The 22239-nt window shown below is 62.7% G+C and carries 15 protein-coding genes; 9 read left to right on the plus strand and 6 right to left on the minus strand.

Annotation, left to right across the window (positions count from 1 at the left end; genetic code table 11):
* Positions 1-26: 26 nt before the first annotated feature.
* Both PSH84_RS23840 and PSH84_RS23845 read right to left on the minus strand, forming a co-directional pair.
* Positions 27-8252, minus strand: coding sequence for a non-ribosomal peptide synthetase (locus PSH84_RS23840; protein ID WP_439800539.1), 8226 nt, complete (start codon positions 8250-8252; stop codon positions 27-29).
* 309 nt (positions 8253-8561) lie between these two features.
* Positions 8562-9296, minus strand: coding sequence for a thioesterase II family protein (locus PSH84_RS23845; protein WP_305481906.1), 735 nt, complete (start codon positions 9294-9296; stop codon positions 8562-8564).
* A gap of 202 nt (positions 9297-9498) precedes the next feature.
* Between PSH84_RS23845 and tam the strand changes: the two genes are divergently transcribed.
* The 4 genes from tam (at position 9499) to PSH84_RS23865 (ending at position 14355) form a co-directional block, all read left to right on the plus strand.
* Positions 9499-10269, plus strand: a complete 771-nt coding sequence (gene tam, locus PSH84_RS23850) for a trans-aconitate 2-methyltransferase (protein WP_305481907.1) — start codon at positions 9499-9501, stop codon at positions 10267-10269.
* Between the two features lie 93 nt (positions 10270-10362).
* Positions 10363-11496, plus strand: coding sequence for a cupin-like domain-containing protein (locus tag PSH84_RS23855; RefSeq protein ID WP_122569493.1), 1134 nt, complete (start codon positions 10363-10365; stop codon positions 11494-11496).
* Positions 11497-11738: 242 nt separating this feature from the next.
* Complete coding sequence (locus PSH84_RS23860) at positions 11739-12539, plus strand: glucose 1-dehydrogenase (RefSeq protein ID WP_122569492.1); 801 nt, start codon at positions 11739-11741, stop codon at positions 12537-12539.
* Complete coding sequence (locus PSH84_RS23865) at positions 12532-14355, plus strand: glycoside hydrolase family 15 protein (RefSeq protein WP_305481908.1); 1824 nt, start codon at positions 12532-12534, stop codon at positions 14353-14355. The genes PSH84_RS23860 and PSH84_RS23865 overlap by 8 nt, the downstream gene beginning before the upstream one ends.
* A 176-nt stretch (positions 14356-14531) precedes the next feature.
* Here the strand turns inward: PSH84_RS23865 and PSH84_RS23870 are convergent, their stop codons facing one another.
* Positions 14532-14897, minus strand: coding sequence for a DUF6124 family protein (locus PSH84_RS23870; RefSeq protein WP_305481909.1), 366 nt, complete (start codon positions 14895-14897; stop codon positions 14532-14534).
* A 602-nt stretch (positions 14898-15499) separates the two neighbouring features.
* On the opposite strand from PSH84_RS23870, the gene PSH84_RS23875 reads away from it, so the two are divergent.
* Positions 15500-15877, plus strand: coding sequence for a hypothetical protein (locus PSH84_RS23875; protein WP_305481910.1), 378 nt, complete (start codon positions 15500-15502; stop codon positions 15875-15877).
* Between the two features lie 28 nt (positions 15878-15905).
* Complete coding sequence (locus PSH84_RS23880; protein WP_305481911.1) at positions 15906-16808, plus strand: alpha/beta fold hydrolase; 903 nt, start codon at positions 15906-15908, stop codon at positions 16806-16808.
* Here the strand turns inward: PSH84_RS23880 and PSH84_RS23885 are convergent.
* A complete protein-coding gene (locus PSH84_RS23885; RefSeq protein ID WP_305481912.1) occupies positions 16777-17769 on the minus strand; it encodes a GlxA family transcriptional regulator in 993 nt (330 codons plus the stop codon). The genes PSH84_RS23880 and PSH84_RS23885 overlap by 32 nt on opposite strands.
* Before the next feature lie 104 nt (positions 17770-17873).
* Between PSH84_RS23885 and inhA the strand changes: the two genes are divergently transcribed.
* Positions 17874-18560, plus strand: a complete 687-nt coding sequence (gene inhA, locus PSH84_RS23890) for an isonitrile hydratase (RefSeq protein WP_305481913.1) — start codon at positions 17874-17876, stop codon at positions 18558-18560.
* A 290-nt stretch (positions 18561-18850) separates the two neighbouring features.
* Here the strand turns inward: inhA and PSH84_RS23895 are convergent, their stop codons facing one another.
* Positions 18851-19588 carry an SDR family oxidoreductase gene (locus PSH84_RS23895; protein ID WP_122569485.1) on the minus strand — a complete coding sequence of 246 codons (738 nt, stop codon included), beginning with the start codon at positions 19586-19588 and terminating at the stop codon, positions 18851-18853.
* Between the two features lie 202 nt (positions 19589-19790).
* On the opposite strand from PSH84_RS23895, the gene PSH84_RS23900 reads away from it, so the two are divergent.
* The gene (locus PSH84_RS23900) at positions 19791-20729 is read left to right on the plus strand and encodes an AraC family transcriptional regulator (protein ID WP_305481914.1); all 939 of its coding nucleotides are present in this window, start codon (positions 19791-19793) and stop codon (positions 20727-20729) included.
* 493 nt (positions 20730-21222) lie between these two features.
* Here the strand turns inward: PSH84_RS23900 and PSH84_RS23905 are convergent, their stop codons facing one another.
* Positions 21223-21681, minus strand: coding sequence for an SRPBCC family protein (locus PSH84_RS23905; protein WP_092174088.1), 459 nt, complete (start codon positions 21679-21681; stop codon positions 21223-21225).
* A gap of 154 nt (positions 21682-21835) precedes the next feature.
* Between PSH84_RS23905 and PSH84_RS23910 the strand changes: the two genes are divergently transcribed.
* Positions 21836-22237 carry a lysozyme inhibitor LprI family protein gene (locus PSH84_RS23910; RefSeq protein WP_305481915.1) on the plus strand — a complete coding sequence of 134 codons (402 nt, stop codon included), beginning with the start codon at positions 21836-21838 and terminating at the stop codon, positions 22235-22237.
* Positions 22238-22239 lie beyond the last annotated feature (2 nt).

Here is a 22239-nt window from a genome sequence, read left to right on the forward strand (position 1 = left end):
GGCAAGGTTCGCCAGCAGCGCACGGATCAGCGGCCCGCCCTCCAGTCGCAGGCTGCGCTGGGCCTGGTTGCCCAGCACTTCCAGTGCAGCGAGATCGGTGACGTCGGCTTGCCAGAGCAGCGTGCCGGCGGCCGGCGCCCCTCGACATCACGATAACGCGCGATCCAACCTTCGCCCTGTTCGATAAAGTCCAGGCGCAGGCTGTCGTGGTGCACGACCAGCGCATCCAAGGCCCGTTCCAGCGCCTGGGCATCCAACGCCTGGGTCGGCTTGAGCATCACCGACTGGTTCCAGTGATGGCGGTCGGGGATCGACTGGGTGAAGAACCATTGATGAATCGGCAACAGTGCGGTTTCGCCGGTCACGGGTTGCTGGTCGATCAATTGCACAGGCGCGCCCGTCTGTACCACGGCGGCCAGGGCCTCGATGGTCTGGTGCTGGAACAAATCCTTCGGCGTGAAATGGATACCGACCAGCCGTGCGCGACTGACCACCTGGATCGAGACGATGGAATCGCCACCCAGTTCGAAGAAGTTGTCCCGCAGGCCCACTTGCTCGAGCTTGAGCACTTCTTGCCAGATCGACACCAGTTGCTGTTCCAGAGCGCTGCGCGGTGCCACGTAGGTTTGCTGCAGTTGACTGACATCGGGCTTGGGCAGGCTCTTGCGGTCGAGCTTGCCGTTGGGGGTCAGCGGCAGGCGGTCGAGCAGCAGCAGATAGGCGGGGACCATGTGCGCCGGCAAGGTCGCCTTGAGTTGTTCGCGCAGGAGCTCGGCGAAAGCATCACCCACGGACTCATCGGCCACCACGTAGGCGACCAGGCGCTTGCCACTGCCAGCTGCCCCTTCCTGAGCCACGACCACCGCTTCGCGCACGCCGTCGAGGGCTTGCAGGCTGGCTTCGACTTCACCCAGTTCGATGCGGAAGCCACGGATCTTCACCTGGTTGTCGATGCGGTCCAGGTAATCGAAGGTGCCGTCGGCGCGCTGGCGCACCAGGTCGCCAGTGCGGTACAGCAAGCCGCCTTCAGTGCTGAACGGATCGGCGACAAAACGCTCGGCGGTCAGGCCCGGACGGTTCAGGTAACCCCGGGCCAGCCCACTGCCGCCGAGGTACAGTTCACCGGCCATGCCTTGGGGCAGCAGGTTCAGGTCGGCGTCCAACACATAGGCACTGCGGTCGCCAACGCGGCTGCCGATGGGCGCATAGGCAGCTCCACACGCCACCTCGCGACCGGCCTTCCAGATCAACGGGGTGACCACGGTTTCGGTCGGGCCGTAGCCGTTGATGATGAAGTCCGGATCCAGGGCCCGCTTGACCCGTTCGAAGCTGGCGTTAGGCACCGCGTCGCCGCCGAAGCAGTAGATGCGCACCTTCGGCGGGTTACCCTCGCGCTCGGCGTGTTCGGCCAGTTGCTGCAGGTACACCGGTGGGAACGCCACCACCGTCACACCGTGCTCGCGCATCGCGTTGTAGGTCTGCTCCGGGGTCCATAGGCTGTCATCGCGAATCAGCAGCGAGGCACCGTGGGTCAGGCTGGTGAGCCAGCGCTCATGGGCACCGTCGAAGGCGAAGGACATGAAATGGAATTCGCAATCGCTGTCGCGCATCTCGTAGCGCTCACCGATGGCCTGGCAATGCATCGCCAGCGGACCATGGGCCACGCTCACACCTTTGGGATTGCCGGTGGAACCAGAGGTGTAGATCACATAAGCGAGGTTCTGCGGATCGACGCTGGCCGACGGTGCATCTGCCGATTGCAGGCTCAAGTCCAGGCGATCGAGTTCCAGCACTTGATCGGCGCCCTCCAGCGGCAATTGCGCCGACACTCGGGAATCGGTGAGCAACAGCGCCAGCCCCGAATCCTCGATCAGGTAGGCCAAGCGTTCCCGTGGGTAACTGGTGTCCAGCGGCACATAGGCCGCACCGGCCTTGAGCACCGCCAGCAGTGCGACAATCACCCCTTCGCTGCGCGGCAGGGCCACGCCGATCCGGGTTTCCGGGGCCACGCCACGGGCAATCAAGGCGTGGGCCAACTGGTTGGCGCGCCGGTCGATGTCGCCATAGCTGAACCGCTGGCCGTCGAAGATCACCGCCGTCGCGTCGGGCTTGAGCGCCGCCAGATGGGCGATGCGCTGGTGTACGGCGATGTCGGTCGGGTATGGCTGCGGGTGGTTGGCAGCCTGTTGCGCCCTGTGCTCCTCGTCATTGGCCAGGGCGATCTCACCGAGGCAACGCTCGCCGGAGTCGGCAAAGCGCTCCAGCAGGTGCAACAGTTGCGCACTCAGGCGCTCAATGGTCGCGACGCTGAAATGCGCCTGGTCGAAACTCATGTGCAGCGCCAGCGTCTCGCCCAAGGTCACGCCCAGGGTCAGCGGGTAGTGAGTCTGATCCTGGTTGGCAACTTCGCCGAATACCACACCTTGGGCGGTGCCACGTTGCAACGCCGCGGAAATCGGGAAGTTCTCGAACACCAGCAGGCTGTCGAACAGCGCACCACCGCCCTGCCCGGCCCAGCGCTGGATGCTCGCCAGCGGCGTGTGCTCGAACTCGCGCAAGCTCAGGTTCTGTGCCTGCACGGCGGCCAGCCAGGCCGCGACCGTCTGGTCCGGGCGGGAGCCTGCGATCACCGGCAAGGTATTGATGAACAGACCGACCTGTTGCTCGATGCCCACCAGCTCCGCCGGCCGCCCGGCCACGGTGGTGCCGAACGCCACACAGGCGCTGCCGGTGTAACGCTGCAACAGCAACAGCCACGCCGCTTGCACCAGGGTGTTGACGGTGACTTTCTGCTGGCGGGCGAACGCGTTGAGCCGTTCCGTGCGCGGCGCGGCCAGCGTGTAATGCTTGAGCGCGTGGCCGCTTTCGCTGCGCACTTCAGCACTCGCCGCCGCAGCGTTCGCGAGCACGGTCGGCTCCTGCAGATCGGCCAGTTGCTCCAGCCAGAACGCTTCGCTAAGGGCGGCGTCCTGGCGCTGCAACCACTGGATGTAATCGGCGTAGCGGCTGACCGGGCGCGGCGGTTGTTGACCGGCATAACGTTGCAGGACTTCGCCGAGCATCTGCGCGCTGCTCCAGCCATCCATCAAAATATGGTGGTTGGTGAAGATCAGGTGATGACGCTCATCGCTCAGTTGAATCAGCGTGACCCGCAGCAGCCCGGCCTGGGTCAGGTCGAAGCCCCGGGCCAGGTCAGCGGCAATGAAATCCTTGAGGGCCTGGGCGGCGTCATGGCGTTCGCGCCAATCGAGCACGGTGTAGGGCAGCGCCAGACAGCGGTGGATGATCTGCAACTGTTGCTGCAACTCGCCCTGCCAGATGAAGCCGCTGCGCAGGATCTCATGGGCATCCATGGTCGCCTGCCACGCCGCACGGAAGCGCTCGGGGTCCAGGCCATCGACATCCACGCACAATTGGTTGATGTAGGTACCGGTGCCCTGCTCGTACAGGGTGTGAAACAGCATGCCTTGCTGCATCGGCGACAGGGGATAAATGTCTTCAATGGCGGCAGCCGGCACGGGGATCGCGTCCAACTGCACCTGGGTGATGCGCGCCAGCGGGAAGTCCGACGGCGTGGTGCCCATGGCATCGGCCTGGCAGCAATGGTCGATCAGCGCTTCCAGTTCGCGGGCATAGTCATCGGCCAGGCGGGCGACGGTCGCCTCGTTGAATTGCTCATGGCTGAACGTCCAACGCAGGTCAAGCTCGCCGTCGTAGACCTGGCCTTCGACACCCAGCCAGTTGTCCAAGGGCGCATCAAGGCTCTGCTCCAGCCCAGCGCTTTCGCCCGCGGGGCTGAACAGCGCCCCTTCCCGGGCATCGAAACTGCCATCGAACTGGCCGAGGTAATTGAAGGTGATGCACGGCAATGGCAAGGCCTTGAGACGGGCCCGTGAAGTGTCGTCGCCAAGGTAGCGCAGCACACCGAAACCAATGCCCTTGTTCGGGATCGCCCGCAGCTGTTCCTTGATCTGCTTGATCGCGGCACCCACGCTATCGGCCGGGGTCAGCCGCACTGGGAACAGACTGGTAAACCAGCCGACCGTGCGGGTCAGATCGACGTTGCTGAACAACTCTTCGCGGCCATGGCCTTCCAGTTGGATCAAGGTGTCGGCATGCCCGGTCCAGCGACAGATCACCCGTGCCAGGGCGGTCAGCAGCAGGTCGTTGACCTGGGTGCGATACGCTGCGGGAGCCTGTTGCAGCAATTGCTGGGTGAGGGTTTTGTCGAGACGGCTGTGCAGCACTTTGGCGTAACGGCTTTGCCGGCTGCCTTGGGGGTTATCCCACGGCAGATCGACCACAGCGCCTTGCAGTTGCTGCTGCCAGAACGTCAGTTCGGCCTGCACGCTCTCAGTGCTGGCGTAGGCCCGCAAATGTTCGCCCCAGGCCTTGTAGGCGCTGGTCTTGGCCGGCAACTTGATGACGGCGCCAGCGCTGGCCTGTTGATAAGCCCGTTGCAGATCTTCCAGCAGGATGCGCCACGACACGCCGTCCACCGCCAGGTGGTGCACGGCCAACAACAAACGTTGGCTGCCATCGGCCATGCTCGCCAGCACCGCCCGTAGCAGCGGGCCATTTTGCAGGTCGAGGCTGCGCTGGGCCTTGACACAGAGAGCTTCCAGCTCGGCGGTGTTCAGGTTGTCCGCCGTCCACAGCAACTCAGGATCGACCGCGATCGGTGCCACCTCTGCACGCCAGCCGTCAGGGGTTTCGATGAAGCGCGAACGCAAGGCATCGTGATGCGCCAGCAGTGCGTTGAGGGCCTGTAGCAGCGCCGGTGCCTGCAACGTTAGATGGCTGCGCAACAAGACCGCCTGGTTCCAGTGGTGACGCTGGGCAATGGCGTCCTCGAAAAACACTTGCTGGATGGGCAGCAACGGCTGCTCGCCAATGACCGGTCCCTGATCGATGACCAGCCCACTGCCGCCCTGCTGCGCGACGCTCGCCAGGCCTTGCACGGTTTGATGCTGGAACAGGTCACGGGGGGTGAAATGGATCCCGGCCTGACGCGAGCGGCTGACCACCTGGATCGAGATGATCGAGTCGCCACCCAGCTCGAAAAAGTTGTCGGTCAAGCCGACCTGTTCAAGCTTGAGCACGTCCTGCCAGATGGCGGCGATGCCTCGCTCCAGTTCACTGCTAGGGGCGATAAAGGCCTGTTGCAGTTGGCTGGCATCCGCTGAAGGCAAGGCCTTGCGGTCGAGCTTGCCGTTGGGACTCAGCGGCATTTGCCCAAGGAACAACAGCTGGGTCGGCACCATATAGTCCGGCAGGCGGTCCTTGAGTTGCGCCTTGAGGGTTTCCCGCGCCGCGCCCTGTTCATCCGCCGAGGCCGACACCAGCGATGTGTCCTGGGGCACCACATAACCCACCAGTTGCAGGCTGCTGCCGCCCTGCACCGCCAGTACGACGGCTTCACTGACCGCCGCCAGTTCCAGCAAACGTGCTTCGACCTCGCCCAACTCGATGCGCAAGCCGCGGATCTTCACTTGATGGTCAACGCGGCCCACGTATTCGATTTCGCCCAAGGCATTGAAACGCGCCAAGTCGCCGGTGCGATACAAGCGCGCACCGCTGGTGGAAAACGGATCGGGGATAAAACGTTCGGCGGTCAACGCCGGGCGCTGGAAGTAACCGCGCGCCAGCAACTCGCCGCCAATCAGCAGCTCGCCGGTCACCCCCACCGGCGTAGGTGCGAGGTGCGCATCGAGCAGATAGGCATGCCGGCCTGGAAGCGGCTGACCTATGGGCAAGGTCAGCGGCAGTGGCCGGCGATTGAAGACATAATCGCTGCAATCGAGGGTGGTGGCCGTGACCGTGGCTTCAGTCGGGCCGTAGGTGTTGAGCAGCTTGACCTGCTCCAGCCCGGCCCGGCGCCAGGCCTGCACGCCTTCGGGCGGCATGGCTTCACCACCGCTGTGCACTTGGCGCAGCGCCGCATAGTCACGCGGACCGACAGCGGCGAATTCCTTGGCGATCATGTTCCAGTAAGCGGTGGTCAAGTCCATGACCGTGATGCCCTGCTCGACGATCTGGCGATACAGGGTTTCGCTGTCCCATACCTCGTTGCCCCGCAGCACCACCGAGGCGCCACAGGTCAGCGGGCCGAACAGTTGCTCGCCAAAGGCATCGAAGTTGAACGTCGCGAATTGCAGCACACAGTCGGCGCGGCTCAAGCCGTAATAGTACTGCGAGGCGAACGCGTGCTTGCTCAGCGCACCGTGGCTGATACCGACACCTTTCGGCCGTCCGGTCGAGCCGGAGGTGAACATCACGTAGGCCAGGCTTTCGGCCCACACCTTGCGTTGCAGATTGCCTGGCTCAGCGCTCTCCCAGGACTCGGCCTGATCCAGGCATAGGCAACGCACGCCGTCGGGCACAGGCAGTCGTTCAAGCAGATGGCTTTGGCTCAAGAGCAAACGGCTGGCGCTGTCTTCGATCATGAATCGCAGGCGATCTACCGGGTATTGGGGGTCCAACGGCACGTAGGCACCGCCGGCCTTGAGCACGGCAAGAATGGCGACCACCAGGTCCAAGCTCCGGTCGACGGCGATGCCCACCAACACGTCAGGACCGACACCCGCCGCCACCAACGTGCGCGCCAGGCGATTGGATCGAGCGTTGAGCTGGCCATAGCTCAATCGTTGTCCATCGCAGATCAAGGCGATGGCGTCCGGGCTGCGTTCAGCTTGCAACTCGAACAGCTCATGCACCGGGCGCTCACTCGGCCAGGTCGTGTCGTGGCGCCCCCACTCCGTCACCAACTGCCGATAGTCGGCCGGCGCCAACAACGCCAGTTCACCGACACGCTGCTGTGGGTCGTTGACGATGTTGCGCAACAGCAGCGTCCAGTGCCGGGCCATGCGCTCGATGGTGTCGGGGTTGAACAAGTCACTGGCGTAGGTGAACGCCGCGTGCAAGTGCCCGCCCTTTTCGTAGGTATCCAGGCTCAGGTCGAACTGGGTGCTGCGGGATTCCCACTCGATGACGCCCAACTCCAGGCCGCTGCCGACTTTCAGCGTGGTGACGTCGGCCACTTCCGGCTGGTGGTTGTACATCACCTGGAACAACGGGTTGTAGCTCAGGCTGCGCTCGAGCTTCAGCGCCTCGACCAGCCGTTCAAAGGGCAGATCCTGGTGGGCCTGGGCACCGAGGGCGGTTTCCTTGATGTCGCGCAACAGGTCGTCGAGGCGGGTCTGGCCGTCCAGTTGCACCCGCAATACCTGAGTGTTGACGAAGAAACCAATCAGCCCTTCAATTTCCCGGCGGTTGCGGTTGGCGATCGGCACGCCAACCCGCAAGTCGTCTTGTCCGGTGTAGCGATGCAGCAGGATATTGAAAGTCCCCAGCAGCAGCATGAACAACGTGACCCCATGCTGGCGGGCAACGCCGCGCAGTTGCTCGACCAACGCGGCGTCCACCACGTGCTCCAGGCGACGACCGCGATAGCTCGGCAGCACCGGACGTGGATAGTCGATTGGCAGCTCCAGCACCGGGTGCTCGTCGCCCAACTGCGTTTGCCAGTAATCGAGTTGACGCTGCAGCTCGCCGGCCTCCAGCCAGCGCCGCTGCCACAGGGCGTAGTCGCTGTACTGGATCGGCAAGTCGGCCAGTTGCGGGGCAACGCCCGCTTCATGGGCGTCGTAGAAACGGATGAACTCGTCGATCAGCACGTTCATCGACCAACCGTCGGAGACGATGTGGTGCAAGGTCAGCAGCAGCACATGTTCCCGCTCATCGAGCGTGAGCAGTTCGACCCGCAGCAAAGGGCCGCTGGACAGGTCGAAGGGTTGCAGCGATTGGGCTTCGGCGGCCTGGCGCACTGCCTGCTCGCGTTCGGCCGCTGGCAAGGCGCTGAAGTCCTTGCGGCCGATCACCAGCGCGGTGCTGGAGGGCACTTGCAGCAGGCTGTCGTCGGCCTGGCGCTGGAACACCGTGCGCAGGGTTTCATGACGGGCCACCAGGCTGGCGAAGGCTTGCTCCAGCGCCGGCAGGCTCAACGCACCTTTGAGCCGCACCGCTCCCGGCAGGTTGTAGGCACTGCTGTCCGGCTCCAGTTGCCAGAGAAACCACATGCGCTGCTGGGCATAAGACAACGCCTGGCGATCCTCGGCCTCGACGCCCCGGGGAATGGGAAAACCGCTGAACTCCACGCCCTCCTTGGCCAACGCGGCCAGGAACATCCGGCGCTTTTCCAGGGGCAACCCGATAAACCGGCGAGCAAGTTTCAAGGCGTCTTCAGCATTCATTTCTGAGGTATCCGGAATCAGTGGGCACAAGGCACAAAGGCAAGTCGTCCCTATGAAACGAATGCAAACCAGAAAAATTAGCGTTTGGGAATTTGTGTCAGGAAGAGAAGCAGAGCGGGGATTTCAGAAAGGATGCAGACCTAAATATGGGACCGAGCAATGTGGGAGCGAGCTTGCTCGCGATAGCGGTGGGTCAGTTTGCGGTTAGTTGACTGACACGACGCCATCGCGAGCAAGCTCGCTCCCACAGGGGAGGATGCATCACCCCCAGTCAATGTGGGCTGCATTTGCATGAGCTGGGGAATCAAATCAGGCGCTGATAGCCAAGCCATGGCGCCGATGATGCACGCTCAACTGATCCTTGATCAGCCGCAGCACCTTGGCTTCGTGCTCATGGATAAAGAAGTGCCCGCCCGCCAGCATGTCTACCGAAAAGCTGCCCGACGTCTCACGGCGCCAGCCCATCAGTTGCTCCGTGGTGGCCTTGTCGGCCGTGCCGCCGAACACATGCACCGGGCAGTTGAGCAAAGGCCGCTGGCGTGGCTGGAAACGTCCGCACAGCAAAAAGTCGGCCCGCAGGATCGGCAGGGTCAGGTCCATCAGTTCTTCGTTGGCCAGGATCTCCTCGCTCGTACCGTTGAGGGTGCGCAGTTGTTCGATCAACTCCGCGTCGGTTTTCGCCTCGGCGAAACCGCGGTCGTAGTCAGCCCGCATCGTCGGCGCCGCGGTGCCGGAGGCAAACAGCGCCACCGGTTCCGGGCTGCCAAGCTCACGCAGGGCATGAGCGATTTCACAAGCCAGCAGCGCGCCCAGGCTGTGACCGAACAAGGCGTACGGGGCCTGGAGCGTCGGGTACAACTCCCGCGCCAGTTGCATCGCCAACGGGCCCATGTCGGTGTGCAGCGGTTCATCGAAGCGCGCTCCGCGCCCCGGCAACTCCACCGGTTGCACGTGCAGCCATTGCGGCAACGTGCGCCGCCAGCGGCTGTACACCATCGCGCTGGCGCCGGAATAAGGCAGGCACAGCAGGGTCAGTTGGGTCACTGCGGTTTTCTCCGATCGGTCGTGTAAGGAAGATAACGAAATCGTAACCCACAAAATTAGTCAAAACCGTTACGTTCGCTACGAGATGACGGCACCTTGTGGGAGCAAGGCTTGCCCGCGATGAACGATAACTCGGTTCATCTTCCCACCCGACCTTATACTGGCGAAACCTCGATCACTGCACACCGCACAGGAGAACGCCATGGGCTGGTCCGCCAAGCAATACGTCACCTTCGAACAGGAACGCACCCGTCCGTCCCGGGACCTGCTCGCCGCCATCCCTCCCACGCAGGCCCGTTCGGTGATCGACCTGGGTTGCGGCCCGGGCAATTCCACCGAACTGTTGGTGGAGCATTTCAGCGGCGCCACGGTGCGCGGCCTGGACAGTTCCAGCGACATGGTCGACGCCGCACGCAAACGCTTGCCCGCCGTGGCGTTCGACACCGCGGACATCGGCCAATGGGATGAACCCGGGCCGTTCGACGTGATCTTCGCCAACGCAGTGCTGCAATGGCTGCCCGACCACGCCACCTTGCTGCCCGCGCTGATCGGCAAACTCGCCCCCGGCGGCAGCCTGGCGATCCAGATGCCCGACAACCTGCACCAGCCCTCCCACCGCTTGATGCGGGAAATCGCAGCCAACGGGCCTTGGGCCAGCCAACTGGCCGCGGCGGCTGAATCGCGGACCGAGATGGCGGCCCCCAGCATGTATTACTCGATCCTCAAGCCCCACTGCAGCCGTGTCGATGTGTGGCGCACCACCTACCACCACCCCTTGGCCGGCGGCGCCGCGGGCGTGGTGGAATGGTTCAAGGGCAGCGCCTTGCGGCCTTTTCTCGAGCCGCTGGATGAGACGCAACGCGAGCAGTACCTGACGCGCTATCTCCAGGCGATCGAACAGGCTTATCCGGCCCTGGACGATGGGACGGTGCTGCTGCCATTTCCCCGGGTGTTCATGGTCGCGACGCGCTAGGGCGAGGGTCGATGACGCAGCGACGAGGGGCCTAAATTTCTGATCCGGGCCCTCGTTACCTGCTAAGACCAAAAACCCGCAAGAGTGACCGCCGTGGACCTGCAAACCATCCTGGGCAAGCTGTTCGCCAATGCCGGCGCCGTTGGTATCGAAGGCGTCTTCCAATTCGTGTTCGGCCCGCACCAGGCGTACTGGTCCGAGGTCAAGGCCAGCAGCCGCACCGAAGCTGGCCGCCATACCAGCCCCGACGTCACCATCGAGGTGGCGGAGAAGGACTTCCTCGGGATCATGGCCGGCATGGCCAATGTCGAGGAACTGTTCGCCAGCGGTCGCCTGAAGATCGGCGGCAACATGGGCCTGGCGACGTTGCTGCCGCAGATCATCGACCATGCCCGGCATGGCGGTGGCGTGGTGGAAAAGGTCGACATGAACAAGCGCTACCCCACCCCGCCGCGCTTCAGCGAAAAACTCACCGCCAGCCTGCCGACCCAACGCAGCGTGGAACGGCGGCCTCGCAGCGGGCTCTCGGTGCAGGAGTTCCAGGCACGGTATTTGCCCCACGGCACTCCGCTGGTCATCGGCGATGCCTTGCAGGACTGGCCGTTGTTCAAGCTCAGCCGCGAAGAATCCCTGGTGCATTTCGCCGAGCTGCAAGGCATCACCCGCCACGGCGACTACGTGAAGAAGACCTTCTCCACCGAGCGGGATTTTCGCTCCACCTCCATGGCCGACTTCATCGCCTCCCTCGACAACCCGGCGGCCAAGGGCGCCGACGGCGAACCGCCGGCCTACATGGGCAACAACATCCTGCCGGCGCAACTGATGAAGCAGATCAAATACCCGCCCTACTTCGACCCGTCGCTGTTCATCCCACCGCGCATCTGGATCGGCCCCAAGGGCACCCTGACGCCGCTGCACCGCGACGACACCGACAACCTGTTCGCCCAGGTCTGGGGCCGGAAAACCTTCACCCTCGCCGCGCCTCACCACCGCGAAGCCCTCGGCACCTGGTCCACGGCGCCCCAAGGCGGGCTGGACGGCTGTGACTTCAACCCGGACGCGCCGGACTACCAACGCTTTCCCCACGCCCGCGACGTGACCTTCATGCGCGTGACGCTGGAGGCAGGAGATTTGCTGTTTTTGCCGGAAGGCTGGTTCCACCAAGTGGAGTCGGTGTCGACGTCGTTGTCGGTGAATTTCTGGGTGAATTCGGGGCGGGGTTGGTAACAGCCGGTCTGAAGAAACATTCTTTGTAGCAGGCAGATTGTGGGAGCAAGGCTTGCCCGCGATGAAGGCAATGCGGTCTTTCGGAAATCGAGTCGCCTGTTTCGCGAGCAAGCTTTGCTCCCACAGTCCCCTTGCCACAGGTTTGTGTTTGGACCTGAAATATGAAGACTGCTTCACCCAAATGAACTCCACCCACCTCCCACCAGTCAGCAGGTAAGGCCCTCCATTCAAGGTGCTAGACCATGCAGATATCCCTCGCCCGCCAGGTTGCCCTGGTCACCGGCGCCAGTTCCGGCATTGGCGCAGGCGCGGCCAGGGCGTTGGCTGACGCCGGTGCCGCGGTGGTACTCAACTACCACTCCAGCGCCGGCCCGGCGCAAGACCTGGCCCGTGAAATCAATGCCAATGGCGGCCGTGCCATCGCCGTGGGTGCCGATGTGTCGAAGGAACAAGAGGTCGAACAGTTGTTCGCCCAGACCCTCGAAGCCTTTGGCACGCTGGACATCCTGGTGGCCAATTCCGGCCTGCAAAAAGACGCGCCCGCCGTCGACATGAGCCTGGAAGACTGGAACACCGTGATCGGCACCAACCTCACCGGCCAGTTCCTCTGCGCCCGCGCCGCCCTGCGGATCTTCAACCGCCAGGGCATTCGCCAGGGCGTGTCCCGGGCCGCGGGCAAGATCATCCACATGAGTTCGGTGCACCAGCGCATTCCCTGGGCCGGCCACGTCAATTACGCCGCGTCCAAGGGCGGTGTCGATCTGCTGATGCAGAGCCTGGCCCAGGAAACCAGCCACCAGCGCATCCGCATCAACAGCATCGCCCCCGGAGCCATCCGCACCGCCATCAACCGTGAAGCCACCGAGGGCGAGCAGGAGCAGAAGCTGCTGGAGCTGATTCCTTACGGTCGCGTCGGCGATGTGGAGGATGTCGCCAACGCGGTGGTCTGGCTGGCCTCGGACTTGTCCGATTATGTGGTGGGCACCACGCTGTTCATCGATGGCGGGATGAGCCTTTATCCGGGGTTTCGCGGCAATGGCTGATCATGACGAACCGCAAAGCCCCATCGAGAACCACGGCATCATCGGCGACATGCGCACCGCTGCGCTGGTCAATGACCGAGGCAGTGTCGACTTTTTCTGCTGGCCGGAATTCGACAGCCCGTCGATTTTCTGCTCTCTGCTCGACACCCCGGAGGCGGGCATCTTCCAGCTCGCGCCAGACCTGCCGGATGCCCGTCGCCAACAAATCTACCTGCCTGACACCAACGTCCTGCAAACCCGCTGGCTGAGCGACGGCGCCGTGGTGGAGATCACCGACCTGCTGCCCATCGGCGATAGCGAGGATGATCTGCCGGTGTTGATCCGCCGTGTGGGCATGACCATCGGCAGCGCAACGTTTCGCCTGCGTTGCGCGGTGCGTCACGACTATGCCCGAGCCGCCACCACGGCGCGCCAGGACGGTGCCCACATCTGTTTCGAGGCGCAGGGGCAACCGAGCCTGCGCTTGTGCTCCGATCAGTCCATGACGCTGGACGGCAACGCGGCGGTGGCCGAATTCACCCTGGAACAGGGCCAGAGCGCCGAGTTCCTGCTGGGCGGCATCGACGACCCACGGCTTCAGGATGACGTCAGCACGATATGCCTGGAACGGACCCTGGCGTTCTGGCGCGGCTGGATCGGCCAATCCAACTATCGCGGACGCTGGCGGGAAATGGTCAACCGCTCGGCCCTGGCGCTGAAGCTACTGACCTCGCGCAAACACGGCGCCATCCTCGCCGCCGCCACCTTCGGCCTGCCGGAAACCCGCGGTGGCGAGCGCAACGGGGATTATCGCTACACTTGGATCCGCGACGCCTCGTTCACAGTCTACGCGTTCATGCGCCTGGGCTTCGTCGAAGAAGCCAACGCCTATATGCGCTGGCTGCGCGGGCGGGTCAGCGACTGTTGTGAACAGCCGACCAAACTCAACATCCTCTACGGCCTGGACGGCAGGCTGGAGCTGCCGGAAACCGAACTGTCGCACTTGAGCGGGTTCGGCAATGCGCAGCCGGTGCGCATCGGTAATCTGGCTTACAAACAGGTGCAATTGGATATTTTCGGCGAGCTGATGGACGCGGTGTACCTGGTCAACAAATACGGCGAAGCCATCTCCCATCAAGGCTGGAAACACACCGTCGAGGTGGTCGACCAGGTGTGCAAGGTCTGGCAGGACAAAGACGTGGGCATCTGGGAAATGCGCGGCGAAAAACAGCATTTCCTGCATTCGCGGCTGATGTGCTGGGTCGCCGTCGACCGCGCCATCCGCCTGGCCGAAAAACGCTCCCTGCCCGCCCCATTCGCCCGCTGGGACGAGACACGCCAGGCCATCTACCAAGACATCTGGACCAACTTCTGGAACGACGAACATCAACACTTCATCCAGCGCCTGGGCAGCACCGCCCTGGATGGTTCGATGCTGTTGATGCCTCTGGTGCGCTTCGTCAGCGCCCGCGACCCTCGCTGGCTCTCGACGCTCGATGCCATTGAAAAAAGCCTGGTGCGCGACGGCATGGTCTATCGCTACCGCAACGACGACAGCCCCATCGACGGCCTCAGCGGCATCGAAGGCTCATTCGCGGCCTGCTCGTTCTGGTACGTCGAATGCCTGGCCCGCGCCGGTCGCGTGGAAAAAGCCCAGTTGGAATTCGAACAGTTGCTGCGCTACGCCAACCCGCTGGGGTTGTACGCCGAAGAGTTCGACAGCCACGGCTATCACCTGGGCAACACTCCGCAGGCCCTGACTCACCTGGCGTTGATCAGCGCGGCGAGCTTCCTGGATCGCAAGTTGAGCGGGGAGAAGAATCATTGGCAGCCATGAGCGAGATCGGCACCACTTTCGAGTGAACACACTGTGGCGAGGGGATTTATCCCCGCTGGGCTGCGCAGCAGCCCCAAAAGCTGCACCCCGGTGTATCAGATTGATTGGGGACTCTTGAGGGGCTGCTACGCAGCCCAGCGGGGATAAATCCCCTCGCCACAAAAGCACTGCGCCAGCTAGCGTGTCGAGTCGGCCAGCTCGATATCATCCAACGCTCGGTTGGCCAACAATCTGGCCAGCTCGATCAACTGCTGAATCCCCAGCGCAACATGCCGCCGGGAACCTTCCAACTCGAACCCCAGGTCACTGATCAGCGCATCGGCCGAGGCCAGGGTTTCGCTCAGGGTGGTCAGCACCGATTCGGTGTTGAGACCGGGGACCACGGTGAAAACCTGGCCGTCCTGGGTGTCGGGCTTGGGCGGGGTGGGCGACAAGTGGATGTTCAGCGCGCGGTCGGCGGCTTCGCGGAGTTTTTTTGTATCGAGGGTGGTGTAGGCAGAGAGGTCTTCGGCGCGTGGAGGGTTGGGGGTGATTTTGACCATTGTGAAACTCCTGACTTGAAGTTGAGCTCACTCGCCTCGTGACCAAACGAGGTGGTGGGCTATACGCAGGTTGGTCAACCGGGAAGTCAGGCACCCGGCGCACTCGAAAGTGCCCCGCGCACAGCCCACCGCAAAGCATACCGACAAGCGCACAAAAAAGCGCCGACATGCTGAGGTTGGCGCGTGTGCGCCTGACATTGGACGGGTGACCAAACCCGGTCGCTGATTTTGCAGCGACGGGCAAAGCCTATCCCCACCCTTTCCGAACCGGCAACCGACGCGACTCGTCAGAAAATTCCGGTTCACCTATTTTTTTGTAGGAACACCGCACCACTGTGGCGAGGGGATTTATCCCCGTTGGGCTGCGAAGCAGCCCCTGTAACCAGCGCCTCGGTGCATCAGGCAGATTGAGTTGGCTGTTTAGGGGGCTGCTGCGCAGCCCAGCGGGGATAAACCCCCTCGCCACAGAAGCAATCACCGCAATTCGCCCATTTATCGTTACGCCCCCTTTCAAGTTGCCAGCCCCGCCAACCCCTCCTAAGATCGATGCTCTCACGGGTGCAGCGGAGCTGCCCGATAAAAACCCGACTCAAGGATCTGACATGACTCATATCAAACGCCCCATCACCACCCCACCCCGAACAGGCCTGTCCCGCGAAGACCTCTGGGAAGGCCAGGACCGGGGCCTGATCAAGTGCTGGGAAATCGGCCGCGACCGGGCGATGAAGTTTCCCGAACTGGCGCAACGCTGCCTGGCCGGTGAATTGCCAGTGCTGGGCTGGAAAGGTGGCGTCAGCCGCAGCCTGAAGAAAAACGAAAAATTCGGCTGCCTCAAATATCTCGCCCAATGGCAGGGCCTGCGCGGTGAAGACCTGGACATCGACCTGACCCAGGAGCGCACCTTGACCTGTTCCAGCACGAACATGATCGTGACGTTTACCCCGGATCGGGCCAAATACGTCAACCAGGAACCTGCCTGAACGCAACCGCACACTGCCGGAGGCCGACATGAACCTTGAGCCCAGGATCAACTTCGCCGTCACGCCGTTGCTGCGCATCGCCTACGAAGAACACGGCCCCGCCAGCGGTGCCCCCGTCATCCTGCTGCACGGTTTTCCGTACGACCCCAGGGCGTTCGATGAAGTCGCGCCGGCCTTGGCCCAGCGTGGCTACCGGGTCATCGTGCCCTATCTGCGCGGCTACGGCCCGACTCGCTTCAACAACCCGACCATCCTGCGCTCCGGCCAGCAAGCGGCGTTGGCCCAGGACCTGCTGGACCTGATGCACGCGCTCTCCATTCCCCAAGCGGCACTGTGCGGCTACGACTGGGGCGGTCGGGCGGCGTGTATCGTCGCGGCCCTGTGGCCCGAGCGCGTACGCTGCCTGGTGACCGGCGACGGCTACAACCTGCAGGACATTCCCCGCTCCACGCAGCCGCTGGACCCGGAAACCGAACATCGGTTGTGGTACCAGTACTATTTCCATACCGCACGGGGTGTCGAAGGCCTGACGCAAAATCGACGTGAACTGTGTGAATTACTTTGGCGCCTGTGGTCCCCGACCTGGAAGCGCGGCGCTGAACTGTACCCCCTCAGCGCCGCGTCGTTCGACAACCCGGACTTCGTCGACGTGGTGATCCACTCCTACCGTCATCGTTTCATGTACGCACCGGGCGACCCGACGCTGGAGTGGATGGAGGAACGGCTGGCAGCACAACCGGCCATCAGCGTGCCGAGCATTTCCCTGTGCGCCGCCGACGACGGCGTGGGGCCCGCGCCGGCACACGATGAAGACGTCGAGCATTTCACCGGTTTCTATGAGCGGCGAGTGCTGGCCGGTGTCGGCCACAATATTCCCCAGGAAGCCCCCGAGGCCACGCTCAAGGCATTGCTTGATCTGCTTGAGGGCTGACGGCGAACCGCTCGCGATAGGCCTGAGGCGTCACCCCCATGGCCCGTAGGAAACTGCGGCGCAGGGTTTCTTCGCTGCCGAAGCCGCATTGCACCGCCACCCGTTTGATCGACACGGCGGTGTCGGACAACAGACGGCGAGCGGTTTCCACGCGAATCAACTCCACCGCCCGCGCCGGGGTCTGGCCGGTGTCGGCGCGGTAGTGCCGCACAAAACTGCGCTCGCTCATGCCCACCTCGGCAGCCAAACTCGACAGGCCCAGGTCACGGGTGAGGTTTTCGGCGATCCAGGCATGCAGCTCGTCAAACCGACTGCCTTGCTTTTGTAGTGACAAGGTCACACTGAACTGCGATTGCCCGCCAGGACGCTTGAGGAACACCACCAAGTGCCGGGCGACCTCCAGCGCCACCGCGCGGCCCAGGTCCTCCTCGACCAGCGCCAGGGCCAGGTCGATGCCGGCCGTAACCCCGGCCGAGGTCCAGACCGGACCGTCGTTGATGAAAATCGGGTTGGGTTCGACCCGCAACTGCGGATGTTGCTCGGCCAATTGTTCGCAGCGGGTCCAGTGCGTCACCACACGCCGTCCGTCCAGCCAACCGCTGGCGGCCAGCAGGAACGCCCCGGTGCACACCGACGCCACCCGCCGCGAACGCAGGCCGTGATCCTTGACCCAGGCCACCAGCGCCGGGTCCTTCGCCGCCTCGTACACGCCCCAGCCACCGGCGATCAACAGCGTGTCGCTGCCTTCGCTCGGCAGCGGCTCGGCCATCAGCGCCAACCCCGCCGAAGACATCACCGCCCCGCCACCCACGGCGATAACCGTCGGCGTGTACGGCAACGGCAGGCCTTGTTGGCGGGCCAGGTCATTGGCCGAGGCAAACACCTGCAAAGGCCCGGTGACATCCAGCACTTGCACGTTGGCGAAGGCCAGGACATGAACGGTTTTCGGTGAGTGGGGCATATTGGCGTGATTCGTGGGCTTATTGGCGTATACGCCAGAGCCTACGGATCTAAAGTAAAACCGTCCACCCCTCGGCCATCACATCATCCAAAGGAGCACGCGACATGACGCTGCAGATCGGTTTGCTGTTATTCCCCCAAGTCCAGCAGTTGGACCTGACCGGCCCTTATGACGTACTGGCTTCGTTGCCAGACGTGAAGGTCCATCTGATCTGGAAGGACTTGGCCCCGGTCACCGCCAGCACCGGGCTGGTGTTGCTGCCCACCACCACGTTCGAGGACTGCCCGAAACTCGACGTGATCTGCGTCCCCGGCGGGACCGGCGTCGGCCCCTTGATGGAAGACGAGCAGACGCTGGCCTTCATCAAGCGGCAAGCCGCCGGAGCGAAATACATCACCTCAGTGTGTACCGGTGCGCTGGTGCTCGGCGCGGCGGGCCTGTTGCAAGGCAAGCGCGCCACCACCCACTGGGCCTATCACAGCCTGCTGCAAACCCTGGGCGCGACACCGGTCAAGGATCGCGTGGTTCGCGACGGCAACCTGCTCACCGGTGGCGGCATCACGGCCGGGATCGACTTTGCCTTGACCCTGGCGGCCGAACTGTTCGACCAGGACACCGCCGAACTGGTCCAACTGCAACTCGAATACGCCCCTGCCCCGCCATTCAACGCCGGCAGCCCCGACACCGCGCCGGCGCACGTGCTGGAAGAAGCAAACCGGCGTTCGGCCGAGTCGTTCCGGGTGCGCTCGCAAATCACCCAACGTGCTGCGGCGCGGTTGGAACGGGCGTAACGATAAGCCCCAGTCAGGCACTGCTGTGCTGTGCTGTGCTGTGCTGTGCTGTGCTGTGCTGTGCTGTGCTGTGCTGTGCTGTGCTGTGCTGTGCTGTGCTGTGCTGTGCTGTGCTGTGCTGTGGGAGCAAAGCTTGCTCGCGAAACAGGCGCCTCGATTTCTGAAAGACCGCATCGCCTCTATCGCGGGCAAGCCTTGCTCCCACAGAGCTAGGCTCGCCACAAGGGTCAGGTTTCCCCTCCTGGCGATACCGCTCGCTCATGAGGGTTTCCCTGTCGGATCAACTCGACTCAGAACGGGCTGGCGGTGGGCCGCACGATCAGTTCGCTGACGTCGACGTCCGCCGGTTGCTCGATGGCGTAGGCGATCGCCCGGGCGATGGCGTCGGCCGGAATGGCGATCCTGCGGAACTCACGCATCTCGGCACGTCCACCTTCATCGGAAATGCTCTCGGCCAGTTCCGATTCGGTCACGCCGGGGGAAATCACCGTCACCCGCACATCACCCCCTACTTCCTGGCGCAAACCCTCGGAAATCGCCCGCACGGCGTACTTGGTGGCGCAATACACGGCGGCAGTCGGGCTGACAGCATAGGCACCGATGGACGCAATGTTGATGAACTGGCCGCTGCGCTGGCGCTGCATCAGCGGCAAGCCGGCAGCGATGCCGTGAAGTACGCCACGGATGTTGACGTCGATCATACGGTCCCACTCCTCGACTTTCAGCGCCTCGAGTTTGGAGAGCGGCATGACCCCGGCATTGTTGATGATCACGTCGACCTTACCGAACCGCTCGACAGCAAAGTCGATCAGGTCCTGGACATCATCGCGACGGGTCACGTCCACAGCCTTGCAGACCGCTTGCTGGCCGGCGGCTTCGAGTGCCTGCACCAGTGTTTGCAAACGATCGATGCGCCGGGCGCCAAGCACGACACGAGCACCGCGAGCCGCGAGCAACCGCGCCGCGGCTTCACCAATCCCGCTGCTGGCGCCGGTGATGACCACTACTTTATTTTGAATATCGGACATGATGGTTCCCTCGTCTGGATGTGTTGGCCCCCGGTAGGAGCGTTTTGACAGGTCCAGATTAGGGAACCGACCGAGGCCAGGGTTAGCCGGATCCTCCTGCGCACTTGCACGATCCTGTAGCGATAAAACCGACTCTGGCCGACAGCCGCGCAATCGGTTTTACTAGCGCGGTCCACTCATTTGGCCAGGGAGGTTGATCGGCATGTCGGTATCCACGTCCATCCACATTGCGCCAGACGACGGCGTTAATCTTCGTCGCGCCGAACTGGCGAGCCTGATGATGCGCTTCGCACCGGAATTTGGCGTCCACCCCACGGCCATCGAAGCCTTGCACCTGATCCGTAGCGATCAGCCAACCGAAGCACTGCACACCGTGCACAAGCCTGGTTTATGCGTGATCATCGAGGGGCGCAAGGAAGTGCGCCTGGGGGACGAATGCTACGTGTATGACCCGCTCAATTACCTCGTCGTCTCGGTGACCCTGCCATTGGCCGGCCAGGTGATTGAAGCCAGTCCCGAGCGTCCCTACCTGTGCATTCGTCTCGACATCGATCCGGCACAGATCTGCCACCTGATTGCCGACGCCAGCCCTATCGGCGTGCCGGCTGAAAGAAGCGGACGCGGGTTGTTCCTGGATCGCATCGATGCGCCATTACTCGACGCGGTGTTGCGCTTGCTGCGGCTGTTGGACAGGCCGGATGATATCGCCACCCTCGCGCCGTTGGCCCAACAGGAGATTTTCTACCGGCTGCTGCGTGGCGCCCAAGGCCAGCGCTTGCACGAAATCGCCATTCCCGACACCCAGACCCATCGCATCAGCCGCGCCATCGAGTGGCTCAATACCCATTACGCCGAGCCACTGAGCATCGACCGCCTGGCACAAATGATCAATCTCAGCCCTTCGGCCCTGCATCACCGCTTCAAAGCTGTGACCGCCATGAGCCCGCTGCAATACCAGAAACAGCTGCGCCTGCAGGAAGCCCGACGGTTGTTGTTGGCGGAGAACTGCGACGTTTCGTCAATTGGCTACAAGATGGGGTATGAAAGCCCGTCGCAGTTCAGCCGCGAATACAGCCGCCTATTTGGCGCCTCGCCGAGCAAGGACATCGCTCGCTTGCGTGCCCAGGGCGTTGCAAGCTAGTAGCGCTTGATCCTGCACACAAACAGGATCAGGCCACTTTTCCACAGACGAAAAAAAACCCGCCTAGGCGGGTTTTTTGAGGACCAATTTGACTCCCTGTCCGGCATTCCATGCCTGGTCCAATCATCCATGACCCTAAGCACTCCCTGTACTCAGTGGATGAACATAGATTAGGCCCACCGGTGATTTGGAAAAAGACGAGAAAGCAGTAACGGCGTGTAAGCGTTTCGCTATAGGACTCTTTGCTGACTTTTCAGTGGGCGAAAAAAAAACCCGCCGAAGCGGGTTTTTCCAAGACCATTACGACTCCCTGTCGATAGCTAATCCTTGCATGGTCGATCGTCCCTGATCCTGAGCACTTCCTGTGCTTCAGTGGATAAGTCCAGATTACGCCTCGGATCCAAAATGAAATAGACGACATAGCTACCATCGCGTGTAAGACATTCGCTATACCTGCCCCTCCGAAAACCCTTAGCTCCGTCAGCCTGTCAACTCAAGGCTTGTGCAGGAATGCTTCAATATTGGCCATCTGCTCGTCCCAGCCACGGCTGTCCATGCGAAAAGCCTTGAGCCGGCGAGCTTCAGGAATGTTGTTGAAACCCGACTCCACGACTTTGAGCAAGGTACCGCCATCCATGTCTTCGAGTTCGAATTGCACCCGGGTTTCGGACTCCTGGGAATAATCCACCTGCGGCTCGACAGCGTAAGGATGCCAGCGAAACGAGAAGACCCGCTCGGGCTCCACCCGCTCCACCGCTACGTCCCAGATAAGGTGTTCGTAACCTGGATAAGTAATTTGCCCCTGGGTCCGCTCACCTGCCACAAACCGTTTCCCCTCAAGGGCGACACCGAACCATTGGCCGAAGGCTTCGGCATTGGCCAGGGCGCGCCAGACTTGAGAGCGCGGGGCCTTGAGCAGGATCTTTCTTTCAATGCGATCGGATGAATGCATGAGTCACCTCCTGTGTTTCAACAGTAGGCTTGTAAGACCACAAGGCCAACCGGAAAGTTGTATCTGACCGTTGTTTAGCGCTCGTTGACTTTAAAAGAGCATGGCGCGATGTACACTCCCCCGGCGCTTTCAACCCCTCAAGGAGAGACCAAACATGTTCCCACGCTTGCTTCTGGCCCTGACGCCGCTGCTTTTTGTCGCCGTTGCTCAGGCCGATGACTGCGCCGACGCCATCACTCAAGGCGAAATGAACCAATGCGCAGCCAAAGAAAACAAAGCCGCCGACAACGAGCTGAACAGCTTGTACAAGCAGATCACCGCACGCCTGAAGGACAATCCCGAGGCCAAGAAAATGCTGGTCAAGGCTCAGCGCGCCTGGATAGTCTTCCGTGACGCCGAATGCGATTTTTCCGCCTCCGGGGTCAAGGGCGGCAGCGTCTATCCGCTGATCTACAGCAATTGCATCACAGCCCAGACCAAAGCCCGGGTCGAGGCATTCAAGACCTATCTCAAGTGCAAGGAAGGGGATCTGAGCTGCCCCGTACCCGAGGCTTAACA

The organism is Pseudomonas beijingensis (assembly GCF_030687295.1).
Lineage (GTDB): Bacteria > Pseudomonadota > Gammaproteobacteria > Pseudomonadales > Pseudomonadaceae > Aquipseudomonas > Aquipseudomonas beijingensis.

Excerpts from the sequence above, each read along its gene's own strand:
- PSH84_RS23840 (WP_439800539.1), bottom strand. The coding sequence starts at position 8,252 with ATGAATGCTGAAGACGCCTTGAAACTTGCTCGCCGGTTTATCGGGTTG.
- tam (WP_305481907.1), top strand. The coding sequence starts at position 9,499 with ATGGGCTGGTCCGCCAAGCAATACGTCACCTTCGAACAGGAACGCACC.
- PSH84_RS23860 (WP_122569492.1), top strand. The coding sequence starts at position 11,739 with ATGCAGATATCCCTCGCCCGCCAGGTTGCCCTGGTCACCGGCGCCAGT.
- PSH84_RS23865 (WP_305481908.1), top strand. The coding sequence starts at position 12,532 with ATGGCTGATCATGACGAACCGCAAAGCCCCATCGAGAACCACGGCATC.
- PSH84_RS23870 (WP_305481909.1), bottom strand. The coding sequence starts at position 14,897 with ATGGTCAAAATCACCCCCAACCCTCCACGCGCCGAAGACCTCTCTGCC.
- PSH84_RS23875 (WP_305481910.1), top strand. The coding sequence starts at position 15,500 with ATGACTCATATCAAACGCCCCATCACCACCCCACCCCGAACAGGCCTG.
- PSH84_RS23880 (WP_305481911.1), top strand. The coding sequence starts at position 15,906 with ATGAACCTTGAGCCCAGGATCAACTTCGCCGTCACGCCGTTGCTGCGC.
- PSH84_RS23885 (WP_305481912.1), bottom strand. The coding sequence starts at position 17,769 with ATGCCCCACTCACCGAAAACCGTTCATGTCCTGGCCTTCGCCAACGTG.
- inhA (WP_305481913.1), top strand. The coding sequence starts at position 17,874 with ATGACGCTGCAGATCGGTTTGCTGTTATTCCCCCAAGTCCAGCAGTTG.
- PSH84_RS23895 (WP_122569485.1), bottom strand. The coding sequence starts at position 19,588 with ATGTCCGATATTCAAAATAAAGTAGTGGTCATCACCGGCGCCAGCAGC.
- PSH84_RS23900 (WP_305481914.1), top strand. The coding sequence starts at position 19,791 with ATGTCGGTATCCACGTCCATCCACATTGCGCCAGACGACGGCGTTAAT.
- PSH84_RS23905 (WP_092174088.1), bottom strand. The coding sequence starts at position 21,681 with ATGCATTCATCCGATCGCATTGAAAGAAAGATCCTGCTCAAGGCCCCG.
- PSH84_RS23910 (WP_305481915.1), top strand. The coding sequence starts at position 21,836 with ATGTTCCCACGCTTGCTTCTGGCCCTGACGCCGCTGCTTTTTGTCGCC.